Origin of the sequence: Bradyrhizobium sp. dw_411 (genome assembly GCF_018449695.1) — a bacterium.
GTDB lineage: Bacteria > Pseudomonadota > Alphaproteobacteria > Rhizobiales > Xanthobacteraceae > Bradyrhizobium.
Genome location: NZ_JAAVUY010000025.1, coordinates 39,730 through 64,152, shown reverse-complemented (window position 1 = coordinate 64,152; position 24,423 = coordinate 39,730). Strand labels below are relative to the sequence as shown.

At 59.6% G+C, this 24,423-nt stretch carries 20 protein-coding genes and 1 pseudogene; 13 read left to right on the top strand and 8 right to left on the bottom strand.

Features of this window, described 5'->3' with window-relative positions:
- Positions 1-82 precede the first annotated feature (82 nt).
- Positions 83-1,363, top strand: a complete 1,281-nt coding sequence (gene fabF / locus HB676_RS30785) for a beta-ketoacyl-ACP synthase II (RefSeq protein WP_213742259.1) — start codon at positions 83-85, stop codon at positions 1,361-1,363.
- A gap of 201 nt (positions 1,364-1,564) precedes the next feature.
- Here the strand turns inward: fabF and HB676_RS30780 are convergent, their stop codons facing one another.
- From HB676_RS30780 to HB676_RS30755, 6 genes are all read right to left on the bottom strand, one after another.
- A complete protein-coding gene (locus HB676_RS30780) occupies positions 1,565-3,022 on the bottom strand; it encodes a catalase (protein WP_213742258.1) in 1,458 nt (485 codons plus the stop codon).
- Between the two features lie 77 nt (positions 3,023-3,099).
- The gene (locus HB676_RS30775; protein WP_213742257.1) at positions 3,100-3,741 is read right to left on the bottom strand and encodes an HD domain-containing protein; all 642 of its coding nucleotides are present in this window, start codon (positions 3,739-3,741) and stop codon (positions 3,100-3,102) included.
- A 200-nt stretch (positions 3,742-3,941) separates the two neighbouring features.
- Positions 3,942-4,586, bottom strand: coding sequence for a hypothetical protein (locus tag HB676_RS30770; RefSeq protein WP_213742256.1), 645 nt, complete (start codon positions 4,584-4,586; stop codon positions 3,942-3,944).
- 76 nt (positions 4,587-4,662) lie between these two features.
- On the bottom strand, positions 4,663-5,559 hold the full coding sequence (locus HB676_RS30765; protein ID WP_213742255.1) for an NmrA family NAD(P)-binding protein: 897 nt from the start codon (positions 5,557-5,559) through the stop codon (positions 4,663-4,665).
- A 143-nt stretch (positions 5,560-5,702) separates the two neighbouring features.
- The gene (locus HB676_RS30760; protein ID WP_249780545.1) at positions 5,703-6,599 is read right to left on the bottom strand and encodes an alpha/beta hydrolase; all 897 of its coding nucleotides are present in this window, start codon (positions 6,597-6,599) and stop codon (positions 5,703-5,705) included.
- Between the two features lie 124 nt (positions 6,600-6,723).
- Positions 6,724-7,566: an alpha/beta hydrolase gene (locus HB676_RS30755; protein WP_213742253.1), complete on the bottom strand. Its 843-nt coding sequence runs from the start codon at positions 7,564-7,566 to the stop codon at positions 6,724-6,726.
- A gap of 180 nt (positions 7,567-7,746) precedes the next feature.
- On the opposite strand from HB676_RS30755, the gene HB676_RS30750 reads away from it, so the two are divergent.
- Both HB676_RS30750 and HB676_RS30745 read left to right on the top strand, forming a co-directional pair.
- Positions 7,747-8,166: a helix-turn-helix domain-containing protein gene (locus HB676_RS30750; protein ID WP_346347464.1), complete on the top strand. Its 420-nt coding sequence runs from the start codon at positions 7,747-7,749 to the stop codon at positions 8,164-8,166.
- A 66-nt stretch (positions 8,167-8,232) separates the two neighbouring features.
- Positions 8,233-9,057 carry an enoyl-CoA hydratase/isomerase family protein gene (locus HB676_RS30745; RefSeq protein ID WP_275944987.1) on the top strand — a complete coding sequence of 275 codons (825 nt, stop codon included), beginning with the start codon at positions 8,233-8,235 and terminating at the stop codon, positions 9,055-9,057.
- Between the two features lie 95 nt (positions 9,058-9,152).
- On the opposite strand, the gene HB676_RS30740 is transcribed toward HB676_RS30745, so the two are convergent.
- Positions 9,153-9,668, bottom strand: a complete 516-nt coding sequence (locus HB676_RS30740; RefSeq protein ID WP_213742250.1) for a winged helix-turn-helix transcriptional regulator — start codon at positions 9,666-9,668, stop codon at positions 9,153-9,155.
- A gap of 151 nt (positions 9,669-9,819) precedes the next feature.
- On the opposite strand from HB676_RS30740, the gene HB676_RS30735 reads away from it, so the two are divergent.
- The 6 genes from HB676_RS30735 (at position 9,820) to HB676_RS30710 (ending at position 15,751) form a co-directional block, all read left to right on the top strand.
- Positions 9,820-10,929 (top strand): alkene reductase, encoded by a 1,110-nt coding sequence (locus HB676_RS30735; protein WP_213742249.1) that lies wholly within the window; start codon positions 9,820-9,822, stop codon positions 10,927-10,929.
- A gap of 179 nt (positions 10,930-11,108) precedes the next feature.
- Positions 11,109-12,083, top strand: coding sequence for a zinc-dependent alcohol dehydrogenase family protein (locus tag HB676_RS30730; protein ID WP_213742248.1), 975 nt, complete (start codon positions 11,109-11,111; stop codon positions 12,081-12,083).
- Between the two features lie 112 nt (positions 12,084-12,195).
- Positions 12,196-13,038 (top strand): NmrA family NAD(P)-binding protein, encoded by an 843-nt coding sequence (locus HB676_RS30725; RefSeq protein ID WP_213742247.1) that lies wholly within the window; start codon positions 12,196-12,198, stop codon positions 13,036-13,038.
- 48 nt (positions 13,039-13,086) lie between these two features.
- On the top strand, positions 13,087-14,016 hold the full coding sequence (locus HB676_RS30720; protein ID WP_213742246.1) for an alpha/beta hydrolase: 930 nt from the start codon (positions 13,087-13,089) through the stop codon (positions 14,014-14,016).
- Positions 14,017-14,573: 557 nt separating this feature from the next.
- Positions 14,574-14,945 (top strand): hypothetical protein, encoded by a 372-nt coding sequence (locus HB676_RS30715; protein WP_213742245.1) that lies wholly within the window; start codon positions 14,574-14,576, stop codon positions 14,943-14,945.
- A 59-nt stretch (positions 14,946-15,004) separates the two neighbouring features.
- Positions 15,005-15,751 (top strand): SDR family oxidoreductase, encoded by a 747-nt coding sequence (locus HB676_RS30710; RefSeq protein WP_213742244.1) that lies wholly within the window; start codon positions 15,005-15,007, stop codon positions 15,749-15,751.
- A 69-nt stretch (positions 15,752-15,820) separates the two neighbouring features.
- On the opposite strand, the gene HB676_RS30705 is transcribed toward HB676_RS30710, so the two are convergent.
- Positions 15,821-16,672 carry a LysR family transcriptional regulator gene (locus HB676_RS30705; protein ID WP_213742243.1) on the bottom strand — a complete coding sequence of 284 codons (852 nt, stop codon included), beginning with the start codon at positions 16,670-16,672 and terminating at the stop codon, positions 15,821-15,823.
- Positions 16,673-16,789: 117 nt separating this feature from the next.
- On the opposite strand from HB676_RS30705, the gene HB676_RS30700 reads away from it, so the two are divergent.
- The 4 genes and pseudogenes from HB676_RS30700 to HB676_RS30685 all read left to right on the top strand — a co-directional run bounded on the left by HB676_RS30700 (position 16,790) and on the right by HB676_RS30685 (position 24,360).
- Positions 16,790-18,076 carry an MFS transporter gene (locus tag HB676_RS30700; protein WP_275944986.1) on the top strand — a complete coding sequence of 429 codons (1,287 nt, stop codon included), beginning with the start codon at positions 16,790-16,792 and terminating at the stop codon, positions 18,074-18,076.
- 83 nt (positions 18,077-18,159) lie between these two features.
- Entirely contained in the window at positions 18,160-19,080 is a 921-nt protein-coding gene (locus HB676_RS30695) for a zinc-binding dehydrogenase (RefSeq protein ID WP_213742241.1), read from the top strand.
- Between the two features lie 27 nt (positions 19,081-19,107).
- Positions 19,108-19,806 (top strand): annotated as a pseudogene (locus tag HB676_RS30690) (oxidoreductase); the annotation flags it as partial.
- A 777-nt stretch (positions 19,807-20,583) separates the two neighbouring features.
- Positions 20,584-24,360 (top strand): hypothetical protein, encoded by a 3,777-nt coding sequence (locus HB676_RS30685; protein ID WP_213742240.1) that lies wholly within the window; start codon positions 20,584-20,586, stop codon positions 24,358-24,360.
- Positions 24,361-24,423: the final 63 nt, after the last annotated feature.

The window sequence follows — 24,423 nt, the reverse complement described above, 5'->3', positions numbered from 1 at the left end:
TTGCCGCGATCGGATTGACGTTGGGGCAGGCGTTACCGCTCTCTCTGTCGGCGAAGCTGAGGCAACAGCGATAGGAGAGCGAATGCGCCGGATCGTAGTTACAGGAATGGGAGCGGTCAGTCCTCTCGCCGCTGGCGTCGAGACAACCTGGTCGCGTCTGCTTTCGGGACATTCGGGTATTCGGCGGCTGTCTGAAGATATCGTCGCCGACCTCGGTTCCAAAATCGGCGGGATCGTGCCTGATCGGAAAGACGATCCCACCGGCGGATTCGATCCCGACACGGTCTGCTCGCCGAAGGATCAACGCAAGATGGATCGCTTTATTCTGTTGGGCCTCGCCGCCGCCGAAGAGGCGATTTCCCAGTCGGGGTGGAAACCTGCGACTCCTCGGGACCAGCAGCGCACGGCGACAGTGATCGCTTCAGGCATCGGCGGGTTTCTGGCCATCAGTGAGGCCGTGCGGACGGTGGACCGGCGTGGCGTACGGCGTCTGTCGCCCTTCACGGTTCCATCCTTCCTGGTGAATCTTGCCGCAGGACAAATTTCGATTCGTCACGGTTTCAAGGGACCGATCGGAGCGCCCGTCACGGCTTGCGCCGCCGGCGTTCAGGCAATTGGAGACGGCGCTCGATTGATCCGGGCCGGCGAGGCCGATGTCGCCGTCTGCGGCGGTGCGGAGGCCTGCATCAACTCGATAAGCCTGGGAGGCTTTGCAGCAGCGCGGTCTTTATCCACCGGCTTTAATGATACGCCCGCGAGCGCATCCCGACCCTTCGATATCGCGCGCGACGGCTTTGTCATGGGAGAAGGGGCCGGCATTGTCGTGATCGAGGCCCTTGATCACGCTATCGCCCGAGGAGCTACGCCGCTGGCCGAATTGGTCGGTTACGGCACGACGGCCGATGCATATCATATCACCTCCGGTCCAGAGGATGGTGACGGCGCCCGCCGGGCCATCGAAATTGCCATCGACCAGGCTGGAATTCGGCCCTCGGACATCAAGCATGTCAATGCTCACGCTACCTCCACCCCAGTGGGAGACAAAAGCGAGATAGAGGCTATCAAGGCTGTGTTCGGCTGCGAAGGCGGCGTTGCAGTCAGCGCGACCAAATCGGCGACCGGACACCTGCTTGGCGCTGCCGGCGGCCTGGAAGCCATCTTCGCCTTGCTGGCTCTGCGTGACCAGATCGCCCCGCCGACGCTGAACCTTGAAACACCTGATCCGACTGCCGAAGGCATAGACTTCGTGGCCGGGCGGGCAAGGCCGTTGGCGATGGACTATGCGCTCTCCAATGGATTTGGCTTCGGCGGCGTCAACGCCAGCATTCTGTTTCGCCGCTGGACCGGTGATACCGCCAACTGAAGCACGAACGCAGCCGGTCACGCCTGAGTTGCATCCAACGGACCTCCACGTCGCCCGCATTCACAGCGACCAAGCGCCGGACTTTTGATGCGTCGCATCGCTAACCAGTCCGGCGAGACGCGGACGCCCACCATGGCTCCGCGTATCGGCGTTCGTACAGGCTGCGATCCCGCGCTTGCAGTTCCGTAGCTGACCAAACAATCAGGCAGATGCGAGTCGACGCAGAGCTGTCGTCACGCCGGCTCCATATTCGGGATCGGCCTTGGTGCAGTTGGCAATATGGCGTTCCCGAATATGCGCCGCGGCAGGACCGATGGCCCGTGCGGTGTTGTCGAACAATGTCTGCCGCCGACCGGCATCCATCTTCCGGAACAGATCGCCGGGCTGCTGATAGTGATCGTCGTCAACCCGATGATCCCAATGAGCCGCGGCGCCGTCAATTTCAAGCGGCGGTTCGTTCAGGCCGGGCTGATCGGTCCATTCGCCCCGGCTGTTCGGGAAATAAGTCGGCGTGCCGCCCAGGTTGCCGTCCGTACGCATCGCGCCGTCACGGTGATAACTGTGAACCGGGCACTTCGGGGCATTGACGGGGATATGGTTGAAATTCACGCCAAGACGGTAACGCTGGGCGTCTCCATAGGAGAAAAGCCGCGCCTGCAACATCTTGTCCGGTGAAAAGCCGATGCCGGGCACGACGTTTGCCGGCGAGAATGCGGCCTGCTCCACCTCGGCGAAGACATTCTCGGGATTGCGATTCAGCTCGAAGAAGCCGACCTCGACCAGCGGAAAATCCGCCTTCGGCCAAATCTTGGTCAAATCGAACGGATTGAAAGGAAACGCCTTCGCCTGGGCATCGGTCATGACTTGAATGAACAGCGTCCAGCGTGGAAAGTCGCCGCGTTCAATACTCTCGAAAAGATCGCGGTGGTGCGTTTCGCGGTCCTTTCCGACCAAGGCTTCAGCTTCCGAATCCGTCAGGTTCGCAATGCCCTGCTGGGTCCGAAAATGAAACTTCACCCAGGTTCGCTCGTCCGCTGCATTGATGAAGCTGTAGGTGTGGCTGGCAAATCCGTGCATATGACGATAGCTGCGCGGGATGCCGCGCTCGCTCATGACGATAGTCACTTGGTGCAACGCCTCGGGCAACAGCGTCCAGAAATCCCAATTGTTGTCTGCACTGCGCATGCCCGTGCGCGGGTCGCGCTTGATTGCATGGTTGAGATCCGGGAAGCGCAGCGGATCGCGAAAGAAGAACACCGGCGTGTTGTTGCCAACCACATCCCAGTTGCCCTCCTCAGTGTAGAACTTCAGCGCAAAGCCGCGAATATCACGCTCGGCGTCCGCGGCTCCTCGCTCGCCCGCGACCGTGGAGAATCGCGCGAACATCGGAGTCTGCTTCCCGATTTCGGAGAAAATCCTGGCCTTGGTATAGCGCGTGACATCATGCGTCGTTGTAAAGGTGCCAAAGGCGCCCGAACCCTTGGCATGCATCCGACGCTCCGGGATCACTTCCCGGCTGAAGTGAGCCAGTTTTTCCAGAAGCCATATGTCCTGCAACAGCGCCGGGCCGCGCGGACCCGCAGTCTGGATATTGACGTTGTCGCTGACCGGTGCGCCAGTCGCATGGCTCAGATAGGGGCGTGATGGCTTATCAATCATCGTAGGACTCCTCAGGTCGGTGATGGCGCTTGCGATTTGCGTCGTGGGGCGCGCCGAATTTTAGGGAAGAAATAATGTCAGCCGTGCCAGCGCGATTGGCGGATGACGGTGCAGAAATTGCCGCGGTGAAAATGCGGATCCTTGTCGGCGAGCACATCGGCCTTAACATTCCCGAAGGTAGTGTCGGGTTTGTGTTTGATGCTGTCGTAGAACGTCTGGATGATGTCTTCCTTGAAATGCGGTGTCCTCGGGAAAGCCCGCACGACAGCTTCACGTTCGGCGTCCGAGTATTCGCCATAGGCCAGGCCGAGGACATCCATCTCGACGCCAGCCGTCACCAGCGCGACGACCGGGTGCATATGCTTTGGGATGCCGGGCGTCGTATGCAGCGCGATCGCCGCCCAAACTGTATCGATGTCGGCCTGCGTAATTCCGTGCCGCTTCAGGAAATCCCGCGCTGCATTGGCGCCGTCCACCTCGAAGCGTTCGTCCGCGCTGCTGTGGGTCTCGGTCAGGCCCATGTCGTGGAACATGGCCCCGGTATAGAGCAGCTCCGGATTGAACTTCAAGCGGCGACGTTCGCCGGCCAGTGCGCCGAACAGGTAGACCCGGCTCGAATGATTGAAGAGCAGTTCAGATTCGGTGTCGCGGATAATCTCGGTCACCTCTCGCGCAAGCTTGCTGTCGGGGATTTTGATTGTCTGGTTTGCAATGGTCATGGTCTGCTCCTTTTCTGGCTCTCCAAGCGTATTAAACTTGATGATGTCCTACATTATCGGCTGGCGTGTCCCGGAGGTGGTCGCATCAAGTTCACGGCTGATGCGAACGCTTGAGGTAGAAGTATCCCGCCACCAGGACGAGGAGAGCCGTGGGTGAAGCCGTCGACGACACGACATCCGGGTTGCACGATCAGCTTCCTTTATCGCCAGGCGGTGCCGCGGGGGGCTGTCTTGTCACCAGGGCTGTCCTCGACCAGATGGAGTTCGCCGGTTTCGATATCGTAGAGAAAGCCGTAGACATTCACGTGCCTGGGTGTACCGCGTGAGCTCCTGACGCTTCGGACGTCGCGATGTAGCGACTGTGTGAAGTTCTCGAGGCAGATATCGTCGGCATCCCACAGGTCGGAAATATCCTGACCGAACTCTTCCTTGAAGGTTTCCAGGAATCCTTCCGGAGTGAAGTGTGTTCCGCCGCAGTCGGTGTGATGCACGATCGCGACGTTGTCGATGTCGAAGAGATGGCACGCAACGCTGATCGATCGTTGTGCGCTACCGGAAGCGCGGCCGCCGGCGACGACGACAGGAAAAATGGTCGTGTTGGAGCCGATACCTTTTTTGCCGTTATCGCCGACGAACTCGAATACTTCGCCGGGATAGATCTGGCCGGGTAGGGCCTTGGCGACAGCCGGTGGGATACCGCCTGTCACGCGCGGGTCGAAGCAATGGACCACAACTGTCTTGAGATTGGGGATGACCTTCCGGAATTCAGATCGGGTCTTGCGCTCGTCGAAATTGGGTTGGCGGTTGATGATTGCCTTGTCGTATTCTTCAATGGAAGCGGTCATGTGGGCTCCTTGGTTTGGGTTGTTGGAATTACGAAAGCCTCGCTCGTCGTCGGCCGGCTCGTCCTGGACGGTTCCGTCACGCTGCCGCGTCGAGACGATCGAAGGCGGCCCGGTGCGCCGCGACGAAGTCCTGCACAGTCATGGGCGGCACGCCGGTCACCTCGGCAATGATCCTGTCGGTGCCCGAGAAGATGCCGTTCTGATAATCGACGGCGATCGCGCAGAAATGCTGGATCACAAACTCCGGCAAGCCGAATTGTTCGAGGCGTTTCCGATACTCGGGGATGGTCAGCGGCCGATAGCTGATCTTTCGGCCGAGCACGTCGCTGATGGCAGCGGCGATGCCCGGCTGATCCAGTTCGATCGGACCGTGGAGCGTGTAGGTCTTGCCGAGATGCGCGGCCGGCTCCCACAGTATCGCAGCGATCAGACGTGCCTGATCTTCGGCCGCGATTGGGGCATGGTGCCCGGCGCCATAGGGAAGATCAATGATGCTCTGCTCGACAATCGTCTTGCGCGCAAACGGGTAGAGCAGCCATTGCGAGAAGAAGGTCGGTCGCAGATGCACGGTCGGAACACCTGACCAATCAAAGATCCGTTCGGCGATCCAGTGATCGCGCGCCGCATGGCTTTTGGAATCTTCCCGTGCGGAGATCTGCGACATGTTGATCACGGCCTTGAGCCCGGCGCGCCTGGCCGCGTCGGCAAAATACGCCGTCGTCTGGATGATGCCGGGGCGAACGGGATAGCAGAAATAGGCGGCGGTGGTGCCGGCGGTCGCCCGAATTGCATCATCGTGCTCGAAGAGGTCACCGACAACGACCTCGGCTCCCGTCCGCCGAAGCGCCTCGGCGCGGTCGTCCTCCTTATGCACCAATGCGCGGACAGCATGCCCGTTTTCGAGAAGGCATTGGACCGTGCAGCGGCCGGTCTCACCCGTCGCGCCGGTGACCAGAAACTTGTCCGAACTCATCTTCTATCTCCAGTGTGGGTGGTTACCCGAGGGCTTCGACGGACGGTGGGGCGGCAGTTTTCGCTACACAGCTATTTGGCCGCTGCGAGGGGTGGGGACGGAGTTCTGACCCGATCCTCCACCCGTTGAAATGAGGCGCAGTATCAATCGCGAAGGAACGCCAGCAGATCGGCGTTCAGCCGGTCCTTGTCGACATGCAGCAAGCCGTGGGATCCGCCGTCGTAAACCACGAGCTTGGCCTGCGGGATGAGCTTGGCGGTCAACTTCGCAGATATCTCCAGCGGGACGATCTGATCGTCGCTGCCATGCACCACCAGCGTGGGGACAGTGATCTGCTTGAGGTCGTCGCGGAAATCAGTTTCCGAGAAAGCACCGATCGCATGATAGGCCGCGAGCACGCCGGTTGCCTGTCCCTGCCGCCAATAGTCCTGCCGCAAGCCTTCCGAGGCCTTCGCACCCGGCCGGTTGAAACTGTAATAAGGCGTCGTGACGTCGAGATTCCACTGCGACCGGTCAGCCTGTACGGACGCGCGAAAGCCGTCGAACACCTCCTTCGGCGCGCCGGTCGGATTGGTCGCAGTCTTGAGCAGGAACGGTGTTACCGAGGAGACGAAGGCGACCTTGGCGACGCGGCTCTGGCCATGGCGCGCGACATAACGCGCGACTTCGCCGCCGCCCATCGAATGACCGACGAAGGTTGCCCCGCGCAGATCGAGCGTATCGACCAGTTGCGCCAGATCGTCGGCGAAGGTGTTGTAGTCATAACCCTTGGCCGGCTGGCTTGACCGTCCGAAGCCACGACGGTCGTGGGCGATGACGCGATAGCCGTTCTGCAGCAAGAAAAACATTTGGTCCTCCCACGCATCGGAGGACAGCGGGTAGCCGTGGCTGAAGACGACGGCTGGTCCCGAGCCCCAGTCCTTGAAATAAAGGCTGGTGCCGTCCTTTGTGGTCAGACGGTCTGCCGAGAGCTTGCCGGCACTTGCCGGCGCGGGTGTTTTTGCATCGGCGCGGAAAACGCGATCAGGTGTTGAAATCATGGACATAGGGAACTCCGTGAGAAAAGAAGCCGTCTGTGACGGCGGGTTGGTGGATGGTCAGGGCAAAGAGCCTGAATGTCTGGATGCAACGCCATCAGTCTCGCTTCCCGGATGGCGATTGCCGTCAACGAACGAAATCGAGAGTGGCCTTGCCGAATTCATCGGGATGCTGGAACAGAAAGGCGTGGCCGGCATCGCCGTAGAACAGAGCCTTTGCGTTCTTCAGGCGCCGGACCATGGCGAAGGAATCTCCCGCGTCCACCATCACATCGTGAGCGCCGTTGGCGACGAGCACGGGGATGGTGATCTCTTCCAGGCGACTCCATGCGGAACCATCCCCGCCAGCCCATTTCATGATCGCCTGCAACTGCCGGCCCCAAGCCTCCGCGCTGACGTCGGCGTGTGACTTCGACAGGCGCGGCTCAAGGCGCTTCAGCGATTCCTTGCCGACGCGCTGGCTTTCTTCGTCAAGCCCAAAGAACAGATACAGGAAGTGCTCTTCGGTGCTGACCGGAGCGGTCATCATCTGCGGCACCCTCGGATCCTGCACGGGCGAACCCGGAACGCCACCGGGACCGCTGCCCACAACAAGCAGGCGCCGGATCAGGCCCGGATGGTTCAATGCAAGCATCTGACCGACGAACCCGCCGATCGACCAGCCGAGCAGGTCGATCTTCTTCAGGCCTAGCGCGGCGATAAAGTCGACCGCAGTTTCCGCCATCCCCGCAAAGGTCGATGCGACTTCACCCGAGCTTTCGCTGACACCTGCGTTATCGAAGAGGATGACGCGTCGCTCGGAGGCAAGCACGTCCAGGAACGCGGGATCCCAGTGATCCATGGTCGCCCGGAAGCGGGTAAGCAGCACCAGCGGCGGGCTGGAGCTCGCGACACCGAAATCGCGATAGGCGTAGGTCGCCGACTTTCCTTCGATACGCCTTGTATCGACCGTGTCTGAAACAAAGCCCATGGCAACTCTCCTTCGCCGACAATGTGGGTATGAAAATCAAATCCACTTGAGGGGGCGCCTTCCTCTGCGCCTTGTCAATGGATTTGAATTGCAAATCCACTCGGCGCGGGTTACAAAGCCGTGATGAGATCTCCACGCACGGCCGACCCTAGAGTCTGTTCCATTGATGCCGCCTTGAAAGTGATTGGCGAGAAATGGGCGCTGCTCGCACTTCGCGAGATCGCCGCCCTTGGCCAGCATCGCTTCGACGACATCGTCTTCAACACAGGTGCGCCGCGCGACATCCTCGCCGCGCGGCTGAAGTCGCTGGAGGCCGCGGGTGTTCTGCAGCGCCGGCTCTACCAGGAGCGTCCGGCTCGGTATGAGTACCATCTGACCGAGGCGGGGGAGCAGCTCTTCGCTGTTCTGCACGCGATCCGCGATTGGGGCGACCGGTTCGTGCGCGACGATCCCGAGAACATCGTGGCCTTCCGCCACTCTTGCGGAGCCAAGCTCCGTCTTGAGATGCGCTGCGCCGCCTGTGGCGAAGCGGTCGCTCCGGGAGATGTCACTGGCGACCGGGATGTGCGTCGCTCCGATATCGTTTGCACCGAAGGCTGATCGAGCAATCAGCTAGCCACGACGTGTGCGTTCTGTGTGCGCACTTCCACAAGCAACAGGTGAGCCATGAACTTCGTCCATCTCGAATTCGACGGCGTGATCGCCACGATGACGCTCGATCATCCCGGCGGCAACCGCATCAACTTCCAGATGCGCGAGGAAATCCTCCACACGGTCGAGCGTGTGGCGGCGAGTGACGCGCGCGTCCTTCTGGTGAAGGGAAAGGGCCCGGACTTCTGTCTGGGCGGGGATATCCGGGACTGGCCGGGCATCCCGGCGAAGGACCTTCGCCCCCGGGTCGAGGTCTTCGCCAGGGCGATAGACCTGCTCGAAGGATTGGCGATCCCGACGATCGCAGTCGTTCAGGGCGGCTGCATGGGCGGCGGTTTTGAGCTGGCATTGGGATGTGACCTCGTCATCGCGGCGAAATCGGCGCGCTTCATGTTTCCCGAAGCTCTTCTTGGCATCATGACGCTGCAGGGCGGTGTCTATCAACTCGCCGAACGTATTGGCCGCGCCAAGGCACTTGAACTCGTATTACTGTCTGAGCCGACGGGAGCCGAGCAGATGGCGGCGTGGAACGTCGTCAACCGAGTCGTGGACGACGCTTCACTTGACGAGGCGGCGCACGCACTGGCCGCGCGTCTGGTTTTGGGGCCGCCCGACGCCTACGCGCGGACCAAGGCACTGATGCAGATTTGGCGGGATCGCGGGCGCGCCGAAGCCCGTCAGCAGTTGTACGACATGTCGATGCCGCTGTTCGATACGCCGGATGTTCAATCCGCGCTTCGCAACGCCGTCGATGCCGTCAGTGCCGGCCTTCCGATTCCCAAGGCTCATTTCCCGGCCAGCAGGCGGGTGAGCGAACACGATCGCAAGGGGCGTGCATGAGATAGAACTGAGAGTGGGGCGGCCGACCTCAAACATCACCCTCTCTCTCTTCGGGTCCCTGATCGAAAGTCGAGCGCCGTGGATTCACGGCAGACTTAGCGAATGTCGCCTCCGGAACGCTCGCGTGCCGTCGCACCTTGCTTCGAGTGCTTCACCTTCGACTTTACACGTGGCAACGGTTGCAAATCGCGGGGCCCGGCGACGCGGCCGCTCCGCGTCCTGAGTTCGAGTGGCTGAAACGGCTTGCATGTCTCTTTGTCGACCATATCGTAGGTGAGTTCACCCGGAGCAAAGCAGAACTCCTCGCCCCACTGCCAAAGTGCCACGGTGACGAGGTAAAGTTTTTCGCCTTTCGCCGTGAGTACGTATTCCTTGTAGGCTGAGCCGTCCGACGCCGAAGTCACGGTCAGCACCCCGTGCTCGACCAATTTCTGAAGACGTGTCGAAAGAATATTCTTCGCCACCCCCAAGCTGGATTGAAATTCGCCGAAGCGGCGTTTTCCCGCCAATGCGTCGCGGATGATCAGCATTGACCACCAGTCGCCGATTACTCCCAGTGCTCGCGCGATCGCGCAGGCCTTTTCTCCCAGATTGGTGCGCTTGCCCTTCACTTGTGAATTCCCCGTCAGCGTCCCCCGCCAGCATGGCGGAAAGATTCTAGTTGCAAAGTTAAACTATCTGCCTCATGCTGTCCACGTGGTAGCAAAATTAAACCAGTTTGCCGGGCCGATCCCTCCGGCTGTGCCGGCAAAGGAATTCAGCATGAGCGAGATCTCACTGTTTACGCCCCTGAAGTTGGGACGCTACAGCCTGTCGCACCGGGTCGTCATGGCGCCATTGACGCGGATGCGTGCAGAGACACCCGGCAATGTCGCCACCGATCTGGCGGTCGAATATTACGCGCAGCGCACGTCGCCGGGCGGGCTGATCATTGCCGAGGCGTCCCAGGTGACGCCCTATGGCCAGGGCTATCCGGCGACGCCGGGCGTTCACTCGGCTGAACAGATCGCGGCCTGGAAGAAGATCACCGATGCGGTGCATGCCAAAGGGGGCATCATCTTCCTTCAACTCTGGCATACTGGCCGGATTTCGCACCCGAGCTTTCAACCTGGCGGCGTTGTCCCGGTCGCGCCGTCGGCGATCGCTCCGGCTGGAAAATCCTTCACGCAGGATTGGCAACAGGTGCCTTATGAAACACCGCGCGCACTCGATATCAACGAAATTCCAGGGATCGTCGAGGCTTACCGCGAGGGCGCCCGCAACGCGCTGACCGCGGGGTTCGACGGGGTCGAACTGCATGGCGCGAACGGCTACCTCATCGAACAATTTCTTCATAGCAAGACCAACCATCGCACTGATGGCTATGGCGGGTCGGTCGACAATCGCAGCCGTCTGCTGCTGGAGGTGATCGCCGCGCTGATCGATGTCTGGGGCGCCGATCGCGTCGGTGTACGTCTGTCGCCGTTCGGCGTGGTCAACGATGCGGGCGACGCGGACCCGATCGGGCTCTACAGCCATGTGCTGTCACGACTGGCGCCGCTTGGAATCGCCTATGTGCACCTGATCGAATCTCGCAGCACCGACGCCGGCGAGGCCGGAGCACCGCTCGCCATCAACGATCTTCGTCCGTTCTGGCCAGGCACCCTGATCATTGCGGGCGGCTTTGTCGGCGAGTCGGCCAATGCGGCCGTTCGTACCGGTCAGGGCGACGCCGTCGCCTTCGGGCGCCATTTCATCGCCAACCCGGATTTGCCGAGGCGCCTTCAGGTCGGGGCGCCGCTCAATCCCTACAACAGAGCGACGTTCTATGGTGGAGGCGCGGCCGGGTACACGGACTACCCCGTATTCGAACAGGCTGAAGCGGCGGAGTGACGTCGAGCGCAGGCGTTGCGAAGAGCGTGAAGGCTGCGGTTGACTGCGTCGACCGCCCAAATCCAGGCCCGACGATTTCTTCATCGAGCCGTCCGCGATCGCGAAAGAAGTCTGGCAGTCGCGAACTTCGCGGCTACGGCGTCATCACACGAACATAGCAGGATCGGTGGAGAGTGGTCATGAAGGCGATACAAATAGAAGGCTTCGGCAATCCGGCGGACGTGGTGAAGGTCGTCGATCTGCCCGACGTGGATGCGCCCGGCATCGGTGAAGTGGTCATCGCGCTCGAGGCTTCGCCCATCAATCCGAGCGATCTGTTGATGATCTCCGGCCGATACGGCTATCTGCCGAAGTTGCCGAGCGTCGTCGGCCAGGAGGGCGTCGGCCGCATCACCGCAGTAGGCAATGGCGTAACCCATTTGAAGATCGGGGATCGGACGATCGTCCCGTATCCGGCACCCGTATGGGCCGAACGGATCAAGGCTGACGCGAGGTGGCTTCGGCGATTGCCTGACGGTGACGTTGATCAGCTCGCCATGTTGGGGATCAACCCGCCGACGGCATATCTTCTGCTGACGGACTTCGTGAAGTTGCCGATGGGATCCTGGGTCATTCAGAACGCCGCCAATTCGGGAGTCGGCCGCTCGGTAATACCGATCGCCAAGTCGCTCGGTCTCAATACGGTCAGTGTTGTCCGGCGTGACGACGTCGTGGACGAAATCAAGGCGCTCGGCGGTGACGTGGTGCTGGTCGACGGGCCTGATCTCGCCAAGCGCGTCGCATCAGCTACTGGCGACGCACTCATATCCCTGGCGCTGGATGGCGTCGGCGATATGTCGACCATGAACCTGCTCGGATGTCTCGCCGACAAGGCCAGGCTGGTGGCCTACAGCGCGATGAGCGGAAAGCCGTTTGTCGGCGACGCCCGGTTGCTGATCTATCGGGAGATGACGCTGCATGGATTTTGGCTGGGACACTGGTTCAAGCGAACGACGCCGCAGGACTACGTGCAGATGTATGAGCGGCTCGCCCCGCTTGTCGTGTCCGGCGCCATCCGCACGCCGGTCGCCCAGACTTTCACGTTCGATCAGGCTTCGGAAGCCGTGAAGGCCGCTGCGCGGTACCAGGGCAAGATCTTGTTCAAGACTGCCTAGTACGGCGTGGAAGCGCGATTTGAACTATCACTCGCGCCGTGGTGCCGAACAGCAAGTTTAATCAGGATTTTAATAGTCGTCCGCTTTCGGGCGCGAACAGTAAGGCAAGATCATGCAAACCGTCCTTGTGACAGCCGGAAGCGGAAGCGCCGGTCGAAATTGCGTCGAAGCGTTGTTGACCAAGGGCTTCGACGTAGTCACCACCGCGCGCGAAGTTCGCGATCTGTCGTTTTCTCGCGAAGTCGAGGTCCGTTCTTATAATGCCGATGGCGGCACCGATTTTGACGTGCTGTTCAAGGACATCGATGCCGTGGTGTTGATCGGGCCGCCGCTCGATGGTCGGATCGACAAGAAGCTTGCGCCGTTCATCGCGGCGGCCGCAGATATGAAGATCCGGCACCTTGTCTATCTCTCCGGCAATTATCTCTCCGGCCTGACCGGCAGCACGCTGGACAATTCAATCGCCCGCAAGGTCGAACTGCAGATCGTGGATTCCGGTCTGAAAAACACCATCGTTCGCTCCGGCTTCTTCATGGACAACTATACGACCGGGTTCTATGCGCCGATGATTGAGCGCGGCACCATCACACTGGCGACCGGCAATGGGAAGTCCGCGCTTGTTGCAGGCTCCGATGTCGGTGCATTCATCGCCGCAGCGCTGGCCAGGGGACTCATAGGCGAATATCTCGTCACCGGTCCGGAAGCGCTCGATCATTACGAAGTGGCGGAATTGCTGTCGCAAAAACTGGGACGCACCATCACCTACACGCCGTTGAGCGAAGCACAACTTGGCGCGTACTATGATTCGCGTTCGCTGAACGCCGAGAGCGTGGAATACGGCCTGACCCTGTACCGCGCCTACCGCAACCAGGCGACAGCCGCGGTGACTGATGGCTTCCGGCAAGCGACGGGGTCCGAGCCCATGAGATTCAAGGCCTTCCTTGGTCTCGCCTGACTGGCGACCAGCAGGAATCGTCATCCTCCAATTAAATCGAGAGAATACATGAAGCGCCTTGAATCTTTTGTCGTGGCTGGACTTGTCGGGGCGATGTTGTCTGCTCCGGCGGCGGTGCTCGCGGCGCCGGTCGCCTATCGCTATGCGTCCGTCGATGGCATCCGGATCTTTTATCGCGAGGCCGGCGATCGCAACAAGCCGACCATTGTCCTGCTTCATGGTTTCCCGTCGTCGTCCCACATGTTTCGCGACCTGATTCCGCTGCTGTCAGCGCGCTTCCATCTGGTCGCGCCGGACTACCCGGGGATGGGCTTCAGCGACGCGCCGCCGGCCAACAAGTTCACACCGACCTTCAACAGCGTCGCCGGTGTGACCGAGAAATTTCTTCAGCAACTCGGGGAAACCAAAGTGATCGTCTACATGCAGGACTTTGGCGGCCCGGTCGGGATGAGGATCGCAACCGATCATCCCGAATGGATTCGAGGGCTCATTGTGCAGAACACCCCCATATCGGATGACGGATGGGATCCGGCACGCCTCAAAGCCGTGCGCGCCAACGCCGGGCCGGGGACGCCGGAAAAGCGGGCCGCTGCTGAAAGCCGTGTGGTTATCGATACCGCTCTGCTGCTCTACAAGAAGGGCGCCCGAAATCCAGAACAGTTGAATCCGGATGCCTGGGCTAGCGATGCCTACGCCCTCAGAGATCCGGAGAAGAGGCGTATCATGACGGATCTGCAACTGGACATTCCGTCGAACCTAGACCTTTACCCCAAATGGCAGGGCTACCTGCAGAAAAGTCAGCCTGAAACACTCGTTGTATGGGGCAAGGGCGATCCGATTTTTGCGGTCGCTGGCGCCGAAGCGGTCAAGCGATACGTGCCAAAGGCCGAGGTGCATATCTATGATGCCGGCCATTTCGCCCTCGAGGAGGATGCCCCCGATATCGCTCGGCAGATCATCAGGAAGTTCTCGAAGTAACGCCCTTCGATAAAAAGTAACTTCGGTCGGAACGAAGGATCTTTCCGGTCGCGCGCCAGCTTTGGAAGGCGGGTCACTGAAAGCGAAAATTGTTGCCGGACGAAGCGTCGCCCGGGAAATTCTTGCCTGGCAACCTCTGTTTGGCAAACGGAGAACGACGAAGAAGCCGGGAGCTTTTATGGGATTCACAAGAGACAGGCATCGATTTCGACATTGGCGCGCATGTTGTATAGTATGATTATAATCATATTATAAAGACTTCAACGCGGTGCACGACATCTGGGAGTTTGGAAGATGAATATCCTTGCGGGAAGTGTGACAGCGGTCGGCACGATTAAAGCGACTGCCCATGGAACGACGGCGGCGGGTCCGCGAGGAGCGCAAGGCATCGGCAGCGGGATAGCAGTCGCGTTGACCGACGGGCGAACGCCCGGGAAAGACTCGGTTGGTGATCCGGATTTACTGACAATGCCAGATGGGTCGACCCTGGACATCAGAGTGTAACGCGACGGCAGGATTGCGACCAACTTGAGCAACCTTTGCAAACGGAGCACCTAATGACCAGCGGACCTCAACGTCACCCCTTTCTCGATGATCTTGCCGAAAATGTAACATTGACCTCGTCGATCCTGCGCGGGCCGGTGACCGGTCGCGCGCTGGTTCTCAAGGTGGTCAAATCGACGGCAAGTCTCTACCTCGACCAAAGGCCCCAATTTCTGGGAAGTATCGAGGGCCGCACCTTCTTCGTATATGAAGTGGACTTGGCCGCCGGGGAGAAGGTCGCTGGTCTGGTCTCGATCGTGCGAAATGATGCAGGCGAGGTCACCGATCTCAACATCGCCTTCAGTCCGCTAGGATCGGTTCTGTCACTTGCCGCTGGCGTGAAAGCTATTCTGTCCGACGAGCTAGGGCAGGGCCTTTTCCTTTGAGTGGGAGGGGAGTTGCGTAGCCATGTTGTCGAGTTCGATAGCCCAGAAGAGGAATTGATATGACGTTCAAGCTACGCGGCAAGGTCGCAGTCGTCACGGGTGGAAGCACAGGCATAGGCCTGGCGACGGCCAAACGTTTTGTCACCGAAGGTGCATCGGTATTTATAACCGGACGCCGTCAGCATGAGCTCGACAAAGCCGTTGCGGAAATTGGCGGCGATGTCATCGCCGTTCAAGCCGACTCGTCAAAGCTCGGCGACCTGGACCGCCTTTATGCGACGGTGAAGGATCGCAAAGGCCGACTCGACATTCTGTTCGCCAATGCCGGTATTCTTGAACGCCAGAATATCGGCGACATTACCGAAGAGGTGGTCGACCGTCACTTCGCAACCAATCTGAAGGGGACGATCTTTACCGTTCAGAAAGCGCTTCCGCTCATCACCGATGGCGGGGCAATCGTACTGACTGGATCCACGGTCGCCCACAAGGGAATCGGTGGCAACAGTGTCTATGCCGCGACAAAGGCAGCGATCCGTAGTTTTGCGCGCAATTGGATCAACGAGCTTAAATCCCGCAAAATAAGGATCAACGTCGTTAGCCCCGGTGCGATCAGGACACCCGGGCTGATGGGCGCCGCGGGCCTCCAAGCGGAGAGTTTGTTGGCAATGCTGGCGGGGCAGACGCCGCTCGGCCGCATCGGCAAGCCCGATGAGATCGCCGCCGTCGTAGCATTCCTCGTCTCTGACGATGCGAGCCTGGTCAACGGCGCGGACGTTCAGGCCGATGGCGGCTGGGCGCAGATCTAGGCGATGTGGCGCTGGTCAACCATCTCCAGCCGGACGGTTGCTCAGGAATTACCGGCCTCACGGGTTTTCTCAGCGTGGCATGTCCGCATCGACCTTTTCGGCGATGAAATCCATCACGATTCGAATCGCACGAACGCGCCTCATGTCCTTGTGAATCAAAAGATGGATCTCGCGCGAGAAGGAATCGTCGCATAACGCGACGACGCCGGCTGCGGCCTCTACGAGGAAACGGGGAAGGGCCGCTATGCCCATGCCCATACGAGCGGCGGCGAGTTGTCCAGCCAGATCGTTGCTCCGAAAAGCGATGGCGCGTCCATTGGCGAATGAGCGCAACCACTCCTGCTCGGGCACGTGGTCCAGCGAATCGTCGTAGGCGACGAAGCACCATTGCGTCGAAGGCAGTTGTGAATAGTCCGGCGCTGCGTAAAGGCCATAAATCATTTTTCCGATGCGCCGGGAGACATTGCTCATTTCGGTCGGTGCCCACAAGCGCACCGCGATATCGGCTTCCTGGCGATTGAGTGAAGCCAGCGCTTGCGTGCCGGAAAGAGACACCTGGAGATCGGGGTGGCGTGCCCGGAGTTCGGCGAAACGTGGTGCGAGAAAATAACTTGCGAAAGCCGGCGGTGCACTGACCGTAACGGTCGTGGACGGACTTTCACGCCGCGCCCGTACCGCGCGCTCCACAGAATGAGCCTCCGTCCGCATGCCTTCCGCCAGCCGCACGAGGTCCAGGCCGGCCTGTGTCAACTGCCAGCGCTTCGACAGGCGGTCGACAAGCGTTTCGCCCAATGCTCGTTCGAGGCCAGTGATGCGCCGCGCAACCGTGGCGTGATCGACCTTTAGCAGCCGAGCCGCCGCCGACAAGGTGCCGCCCTCCGCCAGGGCGAGGAAATACCTCATGTCGTTCCAATCGAACATCGGTGCAATGTCTCCCATCCGATGGGCGATATTGGGTGCTTCCGCTCCGGACATCCAGATGTTTGATGATGTGCGCCATTTAAAAATGGAAGCGGGCACGGGCAGGTGGGCGAGCAGATGTCCGGCTTTCCGCGCACGGGTTCCAGCAATGACGAACTATTTAGCTACCTGAACGGCCGGTCCGAGGAGCATCTATTGTACGCAATTCTCCCCTTATGCCTTGGTACATTCGTTCTTGGTATCGATGCTTACATCATGGCGGGTTTGCTCCCCGGGATAGGAGAGAGTTTCGGGGTTCCGACGGCCATCACCGGGCAAACCGTAAGCGTGTTTACGATTTGCTATGCCGTTTCGGCTCCGATCTTCGGCGCTCTGACGGCCGGCAGGTCGGTTCGCCACGTGCTGTGCACGGCGCTTGCGATATTTGGGCTCGCTAATGCGCTCAGCGGGATCGCCGACAGCTTTTCGGTGTTGCTGGTGTCACGCGCTATCGCGGGGATCGGTGCGGGTCTTTATAGCCCAACCGCATTCAGTGCTGCCGCGAGCCTGGTTCCGTATCGACAGCGGGGGCGGGCGTTGGGACTGGTGGTCGGCGGGCTCGCGATGGGGACGGCGGTGGGCGTCCCGTGCGGTCTTGTACTTGCCCAATATCTGGGTTGGCGGATGACGCTGATGTCGATCACGGCGTTGAGCGTTTTGGCGCTGGTCGCGGTTGCGCTGCGCCTGCCGCAGATCTTCGCGGCCGTTCCGCCCTCGCTTTCGCAGCGGCTTTCAGTGCTGGCCGATCCACGAGTAGCGGCGACGATAGCCATCTCGTTCGCCACGTCGGTGGCCTCGATAGGCCTCTACACTTACGTCGCCCCGCTCCTGCTGGCGTTGACAGCAAGCGCTTCGGTGTTGCCCCACCTGTGGGCTTGGAGTCTTGGAGGTTTGGTCGGGATCTACATATCCGGGAGGCTTGTCGATGCGACTGGCCGGCCCGAATGGGTGATGGTCGCGGTTCTCTCCATCATGACGGTCGTGTTCATCGTTCTGAATTGGCTCCTTCCGCTCGCCGCGCTCGGGCTCTGCTGTTTCGGGCTGTGGGGGGCGACCGCCTGGGCCTCTCAAGGTCCACAACAACATCGCCTGTTGTCGCTCCACCCGGACAAGGGAGGGGTGGTGGTAGCCCTGCAGAGTTCCGCTCATTATTCCGGCAGCGCGGCCGGCGCCGCGTTGGGAGGATTGGCGCTCGTCGGCGGTGTTCCTCTGGCCCAGTTACCGTATTTGGCCGCGGCTGTGGCTGCCCTCGCATCGATTTGCCAATTGTGGCTGGCGATACGGAGCAAATCGTCGTCCGCCGCCGCCAATGGCGAAGACTGCCCTTCGAAAGCTTTTGTCGCTGTCGAAGGAGATTTGTCGTGAAGGCAATACGGTACGAGAGATTTGGAGGACCCGAGGTCCTGGAATATGTCGAGGTTCCGGACCCGATCCCGGGAGCTATCGAAGTGTTGATCGAGACGGCGGCGATCGGTGTCAATTTTCCCGACGTGCGCGGGCGATCGGGCGTCTACAATCGCGCCGATACGCGGGTGGGCGGCGTTGATCTGCCGCATGTCGGTGGCTTGCAGGTCGTCGGACACGTGGTGGGCGTAGGAAAGAACTGCGATCACGCGCTCCTCGGGCGCAAAGTCATGGCGCTGATGCTCCATGGTGCCTACGCGCAACGGGCCGTGGCGCGTGCAGACATGGTTGTCGTTCTCGCTGACGACGCTGATGATATCGCAATGGCGAGTCTGCCCTGCCAGGGCGTGACCGCATTTCTCGCGCTGCAGGTTTGTGCCAACTTGCGGGCAGGCGAGAGCGTTTTGATTCAAGGCGCGGCCGGAGGGGTTGGCAGTCTGGCGGTTCAGATTGCAAAAGCGCTAGGCGCCGGCATGGTGATCGGAACAGCCAGTACCGAGGCGCGGCGCAGCTTTGTGCGCGGTCTGGGTGCGGATCACGCCATCCCCTACGACGCGCCGGATTGGCCAAAGGTTGTTGAAAACCTCACGGAAGGACGAGGCGTCGATGTCATTCTGGAGACGATCGGCGGCGATGTTTTCGAACAGAATTTCGCGTGCCTGGCGATGCTCGGTCGACAGGTCGTGGTCGGGTCTACGCGTGGCCCTGGCGAGCCAATCGCGCCAAGGCGGCTGATGGCCAAAGCGCATTCGATTGTGGGCTTTTATTTACCGACCTTCTATCAACGTCCGGACTTAATTCAGCGCGGCCTTCACTTTCTAGCTTCCGGCGTCGCGCAGGGAACTATCAAGGCGAACGTTGCAAAAGTGTTGCCGCTCGCCCGAGCGTCCGAAGCGCATCAAATGCTGGAGCGCCGTGAGGCTAACGGCGCCATCGTGTTGATTCCGGATGCTTCCAGCCGCTGATGTAGAAATCGGATCAGGAGAGACACAATGTCGAACCAACGAGCAGGGGTGGCGATCGTCACGGGCGCATCCACGGGGATCGGACGGGCGACGGCGAAAGCCCTCGGAAATGCTGGCTTTCGAGTGTTTGGCACCAGCCGCCGGCCCGCCCCCGAGCAGGTCGATGGCATCACCATGCTGACGTGCGACGTGACCGACGATGCCTCGGTCACGACGCTGGTCGAGGCTGTGCTCAAGGAGGCGGGGCGTATCGATGTCGTGGTCAACAACGCCGGCATCGGTTTGCTCGGTGGCGCGGAAGAGTCTTCGGTCGGCCAGGCACAGTCGCTGTTCAACGTGAACCTGTTCGGCGTGATCCGGATGACCAACGCCGTTCTGCCGTCAATGCGACGTCAGCATGCGGGTAGGATCGTCAACATGAGCTCCGTACTGGGCCTGATCCCGGCTCCGTACTCCGCCCTCTATGCATCGACCAAGCACGCCCTCGAAGGATACTCGGAATCCCTCGACCATGAGGTGCTAGCCTTTGGGATACGGGTCGTTTTGGTGGAGCCCGCCTAAACCGCAACCTCGTTCGAGGAGAATCTTACCGCACCGGATCAATCGCTCGACGCCTATGCGCCGGCCCGCGCAGGTGTAGCTGCGCTCATGCGTCAAGTGATGCTAAAGGCCGATACGCCGGACGCCGTTGCCGAGACGGTCGTTAAGGCAGTGACCGCCGCAAACACCGTGTGGCTGGCTCGGGCTAATGTCACGGCAGTTGCGAGGCCAATTCCACTGCTCGATCCGGTAACGACTACTGTACTCATCCGTTTTTACCCCTCGAAATGCGGTGTCATCATTGACGGAAAGTAATTCGTAATCAAACTGGAGCCCATATGGCTCGAAGCTTTCGCAAGTCTGCGGTTCTGATTGCGCAAACGCAAACTTCGGGATCGCTGCCCGCAAGTTTCCTTGCTCTATCGCCGCCGAAACTACGATGGCACTTGTTCTATCCTAGGCGTGGCCAGAGCGGCACATTACCTTGCACCGAGAGCGGTGAAGAGGATCGGAACTGGTGCGGTACTGCATCAGCTCATTCGGTACTGCAATGCTGTACCGGAGAAGCCGCGGCCTCATCGAGGAATGAACCGGCGATCGACTTAAGAACTTGAAATGAAAGGAAAATGCCCCAATAGTCAGCTCTAAATTTCTGTCGGCCCAAAAGTCAGCTATTCCGGACCATATGATAAAGCGAAATAACATCAGTATGTTATCGCATCGATTTTGCATTGCACCCATGATGGATTGGGTAGAGAGTTTTTTGAAATCAAATAGTTAGGTGGGGGTCGTGTGCAAATCCTGTGCACGAAGGTTCTACTATTCTTTCCCTTTCGTTCTCACGAAATTGCGGCCGGTAACCGCCGAATGCCGTCGATCCTGTATGGTGCGTTTTTTCAGGATGTTTCGCGTCGTTGAGTAGACGCGTCGATAATCATGGTCCGCGGCACAGAGAGGTGATTTTTGAACGAACCATCTCTGAATCGCGAAGACCTGATGGCGGAGATAAGCGGCGGTACCGAGCTGCAGCCTATTGTTACCGAGCTAGAGGCATGCCTGCGTGACATTCAAGCGTTCGATCCGCTCCGGCTTGCGGCAACGTTCGGCGGACTGCTCACGGTACCGGAGCTTCAAAGCAATTGTCTTCGCCTCGAAGCTCTCGTGCATCTGACGCTCGCCGTGGGTGACGGTAGAAGCAAGCCTAGCCGAAAGATCGTGGGGCGCCTCTTTGCGGAGGCTGGAAAAGGAAGGCTCGGCTCCAAGGAGGATCCGGCGGAAGATGTCTTCGTGACGCTGATCACGACCCCGCGCGGCGATTTCCGGGTCCTCGAAGGAATTTGGGAGTCTGCGGGCTTCGACCTCCAGCGCGTCGTGAACGTCCTGGAGCGTCTGCCGGACGGCGCGTTTACCGACGGACTTCGCGAGCCCGTCTATGCTTTGTTGCGATTGTCAGACCTTGTTTGCCAGCGTGCGGGACTCTTTAGGTATCAGTTGGGTAGCGAAGAGCGAGCCAAGGTGCTGCCGGCCTCGGTGTTAAACACGATCGGTACATGGGCCGAAATTGTCTCATTTGCCGAGGCGGATTTTAAAGAGCACGGAATCGCCCCTGAACATCTGGTGGAGTTTGGATTTCCGGCGGACCAACGGGCGATGCTGCCCTACGAGGCGATTGGAAATTCTACCTTGGAGCGATTTCCGATCGTGCATCGCAATGGCGAGTTCTGTTTCCTTCTGCCGACAGCAACGAGCGCCGCTATTCGCCGCTACGTCACCGAGACGATGGAAAGCATTGATCGTCGGGAAGCCTTTATTGGCTTCCTGGCGCTCGAATACGGCCATCTCTTCGGGGACATCCCGCTGCTCGGCGAGCGCCGGGGTGCTCCGATTGAATTTCAACGAACAGAAGATAGCCTCCTCGCCGGCGTGATGATGGAGGTCGATCCGGGGCTGTTCATCAATGTCGTGTTTTTTGTCGATCCTTTGAAGAACTTTGCTCAAGACGGCTTAGTCGGAGAAATGCCCGATCTCGATAAGCTGAGCAAAGACGTCGGAGCGTGGATAGAGACCGCAACTGATCCAGCATGTTCCTCGCCGGGATATCGCGCAGGAATGACTTTGCTCGTCGGGTGTGGCATCGGTCGTGCCGCCACTCGATTCCCCGTCCCGCGATTGCCGAAGGGTTGGCGGTTTCAGGCGATCGGCGCTGCCGATCTGCACACACTATGCTGGTTGAATGACTTCAATTCGCTTTCGATGTGGAGACTACTTGAAAGCGAAATGCGCCTCAATGAGCTTGGTGTCGCGCTTTATAATATGAACGGCCTCCTCAATCTTGTCGGATGGTCACGCTCGTTGGACGGTCACCTCGTTCCGCATGGCGACATTCCAGACGAGTTTGCCAAAGATGATCTGCAGGGCACCATCGTCGTAAAACAGAATGCTCTGCGTGGTGTGAGAGCGGCGGTTCTGCATTTCATCGACCCGCACTGCGCTCAAACCAGGGACGGCCGTTGGCTGAAGCTCTATAAAGAAGGCAGGTCGATTTTCAAAGAGGATAGCCGGGAGCCCTCCTACTATGCGTACGATGGTCGCGGTAGCGGTGGCTTCCCGCTCACCGCTTATGAATCGCCATCGCATGTTTGGTGGTGCGATCTGGATATGGCGGACAAATCCGCTCGTCCGTTTGCTCAAGATCGGATGAGAATGCTGCAAACGTGGCTCTGCCGGGGCGTTCCCGTCATGGAACGGGTCCTTGCGGGACTGCCTGCCGGGCCTCTATCGCTCAAATGTACATTTCAAGGACAGCTCGGTAACAAAGAAGGAATCGGTAGACCTGCCCGCCTCACATTCGAAGACGCGAAGGCGGCAGTCACTCCGTCCATTGATCATGCCAAAGCGACCGTTACTCTCACAGTCGGCCCCCGTTTCGAAGAAGCACTGTTTCATCCGGAAAACATAGCGGAGCGTGCCCTTGTCGAATGTCTACTTGAGAGCTTTGCCGCGCTGGCTGGGCAAGACCTATCCGATCCGGAGCGAGACGCCTTGCTCGGAGAAATTGTCCCCAACGTCCATGCGAGGCAGGCTCACGTCGTTCTTACCGCCAGATTTAGGGACTTCGTGCGGGATTCTGTTTGGGTCGCCCCCGTCACCATCGATGAGGACGACGACGCATTTCTCAAGCTCGGGCTTGGTTGGCGGCTGCGCAAGCGTGCAGAGGGAAGCAATATCGTCGGAAAGCAGGAGTGCCTCTCGTATCTAAATCCCCTTGTCGAACTGCTCGAAGATGAGATCTGCCAGGAACTTCGTCAACTTGATCGCAAATCCGTTATTGGGACCGTTCTGCTCAACCATGAGAGCGCGGCGGCGGATGGCGATAACTGGAGCCGCACCGCTGCAGCGGTGTTGGCCCTGCACAACGACCAGGTCGCCACCCGTGACACGATGACGGAACGTGAGGCTGATCGCACGACGGTTTCTATAGCATCGCGCATTCTGATCGAATTTGCGATCTGCGAGTGCCCATTGGTGGATGGTCGAGGAATGGGCAAGCTTGATCTGTCCCGCCTTATGGCAAAGATCATGATGGTCCATAGGCTCGGCGGTTGGTCAGATGCGATCCGATGGGACGGTATGGAGCCTCGCTTACGCATAACGCCTCTCGGCGATATCCACGCTAATTTTTCCTTCTATGATGGAATCCTTGCGCCGTTTGCGCGTGTGGCGAGCAACTTGCGGGTCGATGACGACGTCAACTCGTACGCGGAGGGTTTTGAAGAGATTGTCGCGACCCCGACAGACACGAGTCCGTGGCCGGACGCGTTCTGGCAAGCCTGGGAGGAAGAGACCGGTGGGACGTTTGATGAGATGCGCAAGTTTCTCGATATTCTGGAGGACAACGTTCTGAAAACCGGGCGCGCGATAGTTTCTATCAAGAAGAGCCAGTTGCTGGGGTTCTTTAGCGATGGGTCTGCCGTGTCGCCGCTTGCCGCGGGGCGCATTGTGGAGAATCTCACCCTTGCTAGTAGGCCGCTGTGGCGTACCGTGCCCGATGGTTTTAATGAAAAAGATCGGTTTCCATGGCGTTTTCGGCGGCGGCTTTCCGTATTGCGAAAGCCCCTGATCCAAATTGATCTGCAGGATGATCCGACTTTCATTCTGGTGCCAGGGCTCGTGCGGGAGGCCGTCGTCTACATGCTGGGTAACTATCATCGCGGCGACTTCCCCCGTTGGCAGCTAAAGCCGAAAATGCGGTCATGGGCTGGATCCTCTCGTCACAAGATGGGCAGTGCGTTTGCTCAGAAAGTCGCCGAACGGTTGACGGAGCTTGGTTGGAAGACGGCCGTCGAGAAGAAGGTCACCGAAATTCTGCGTACTGGCTTCGATCTAGACTACGGCGACGTCGACGTACTTGCTTGGAACGATGCGACGCGTCGTCTTCTGCTTTGCGAGTGCAAGGACCTGCAGTATCGCAAGACAGAAGGCGAAATCGCCGAGCAACTTTCGGACTACCGGGGCGAGATGAACGATGACGGCAAGCGAGACGACCTAAGGAAGCATCTCGACAGGATCGATCTGATAACGCAGCATCTTCCAAAGTTGCAGGCTTACGTTGGTATGTCCGAGACGCCGCTCGTTGAAGGTCATTTGATCTTCCGGAATCCGGTGCCAATGCAGTTCGCGTGGGAGCAGATGAAGGCGCGAACGGGGTTGCACACCTTTGCCGACCTTGATCGAATATAATTTTGACTAGTAAATCTCATGAGAGACGACAAGCTTGAAGCAGAAAGTGCAGATTGAGGCCCG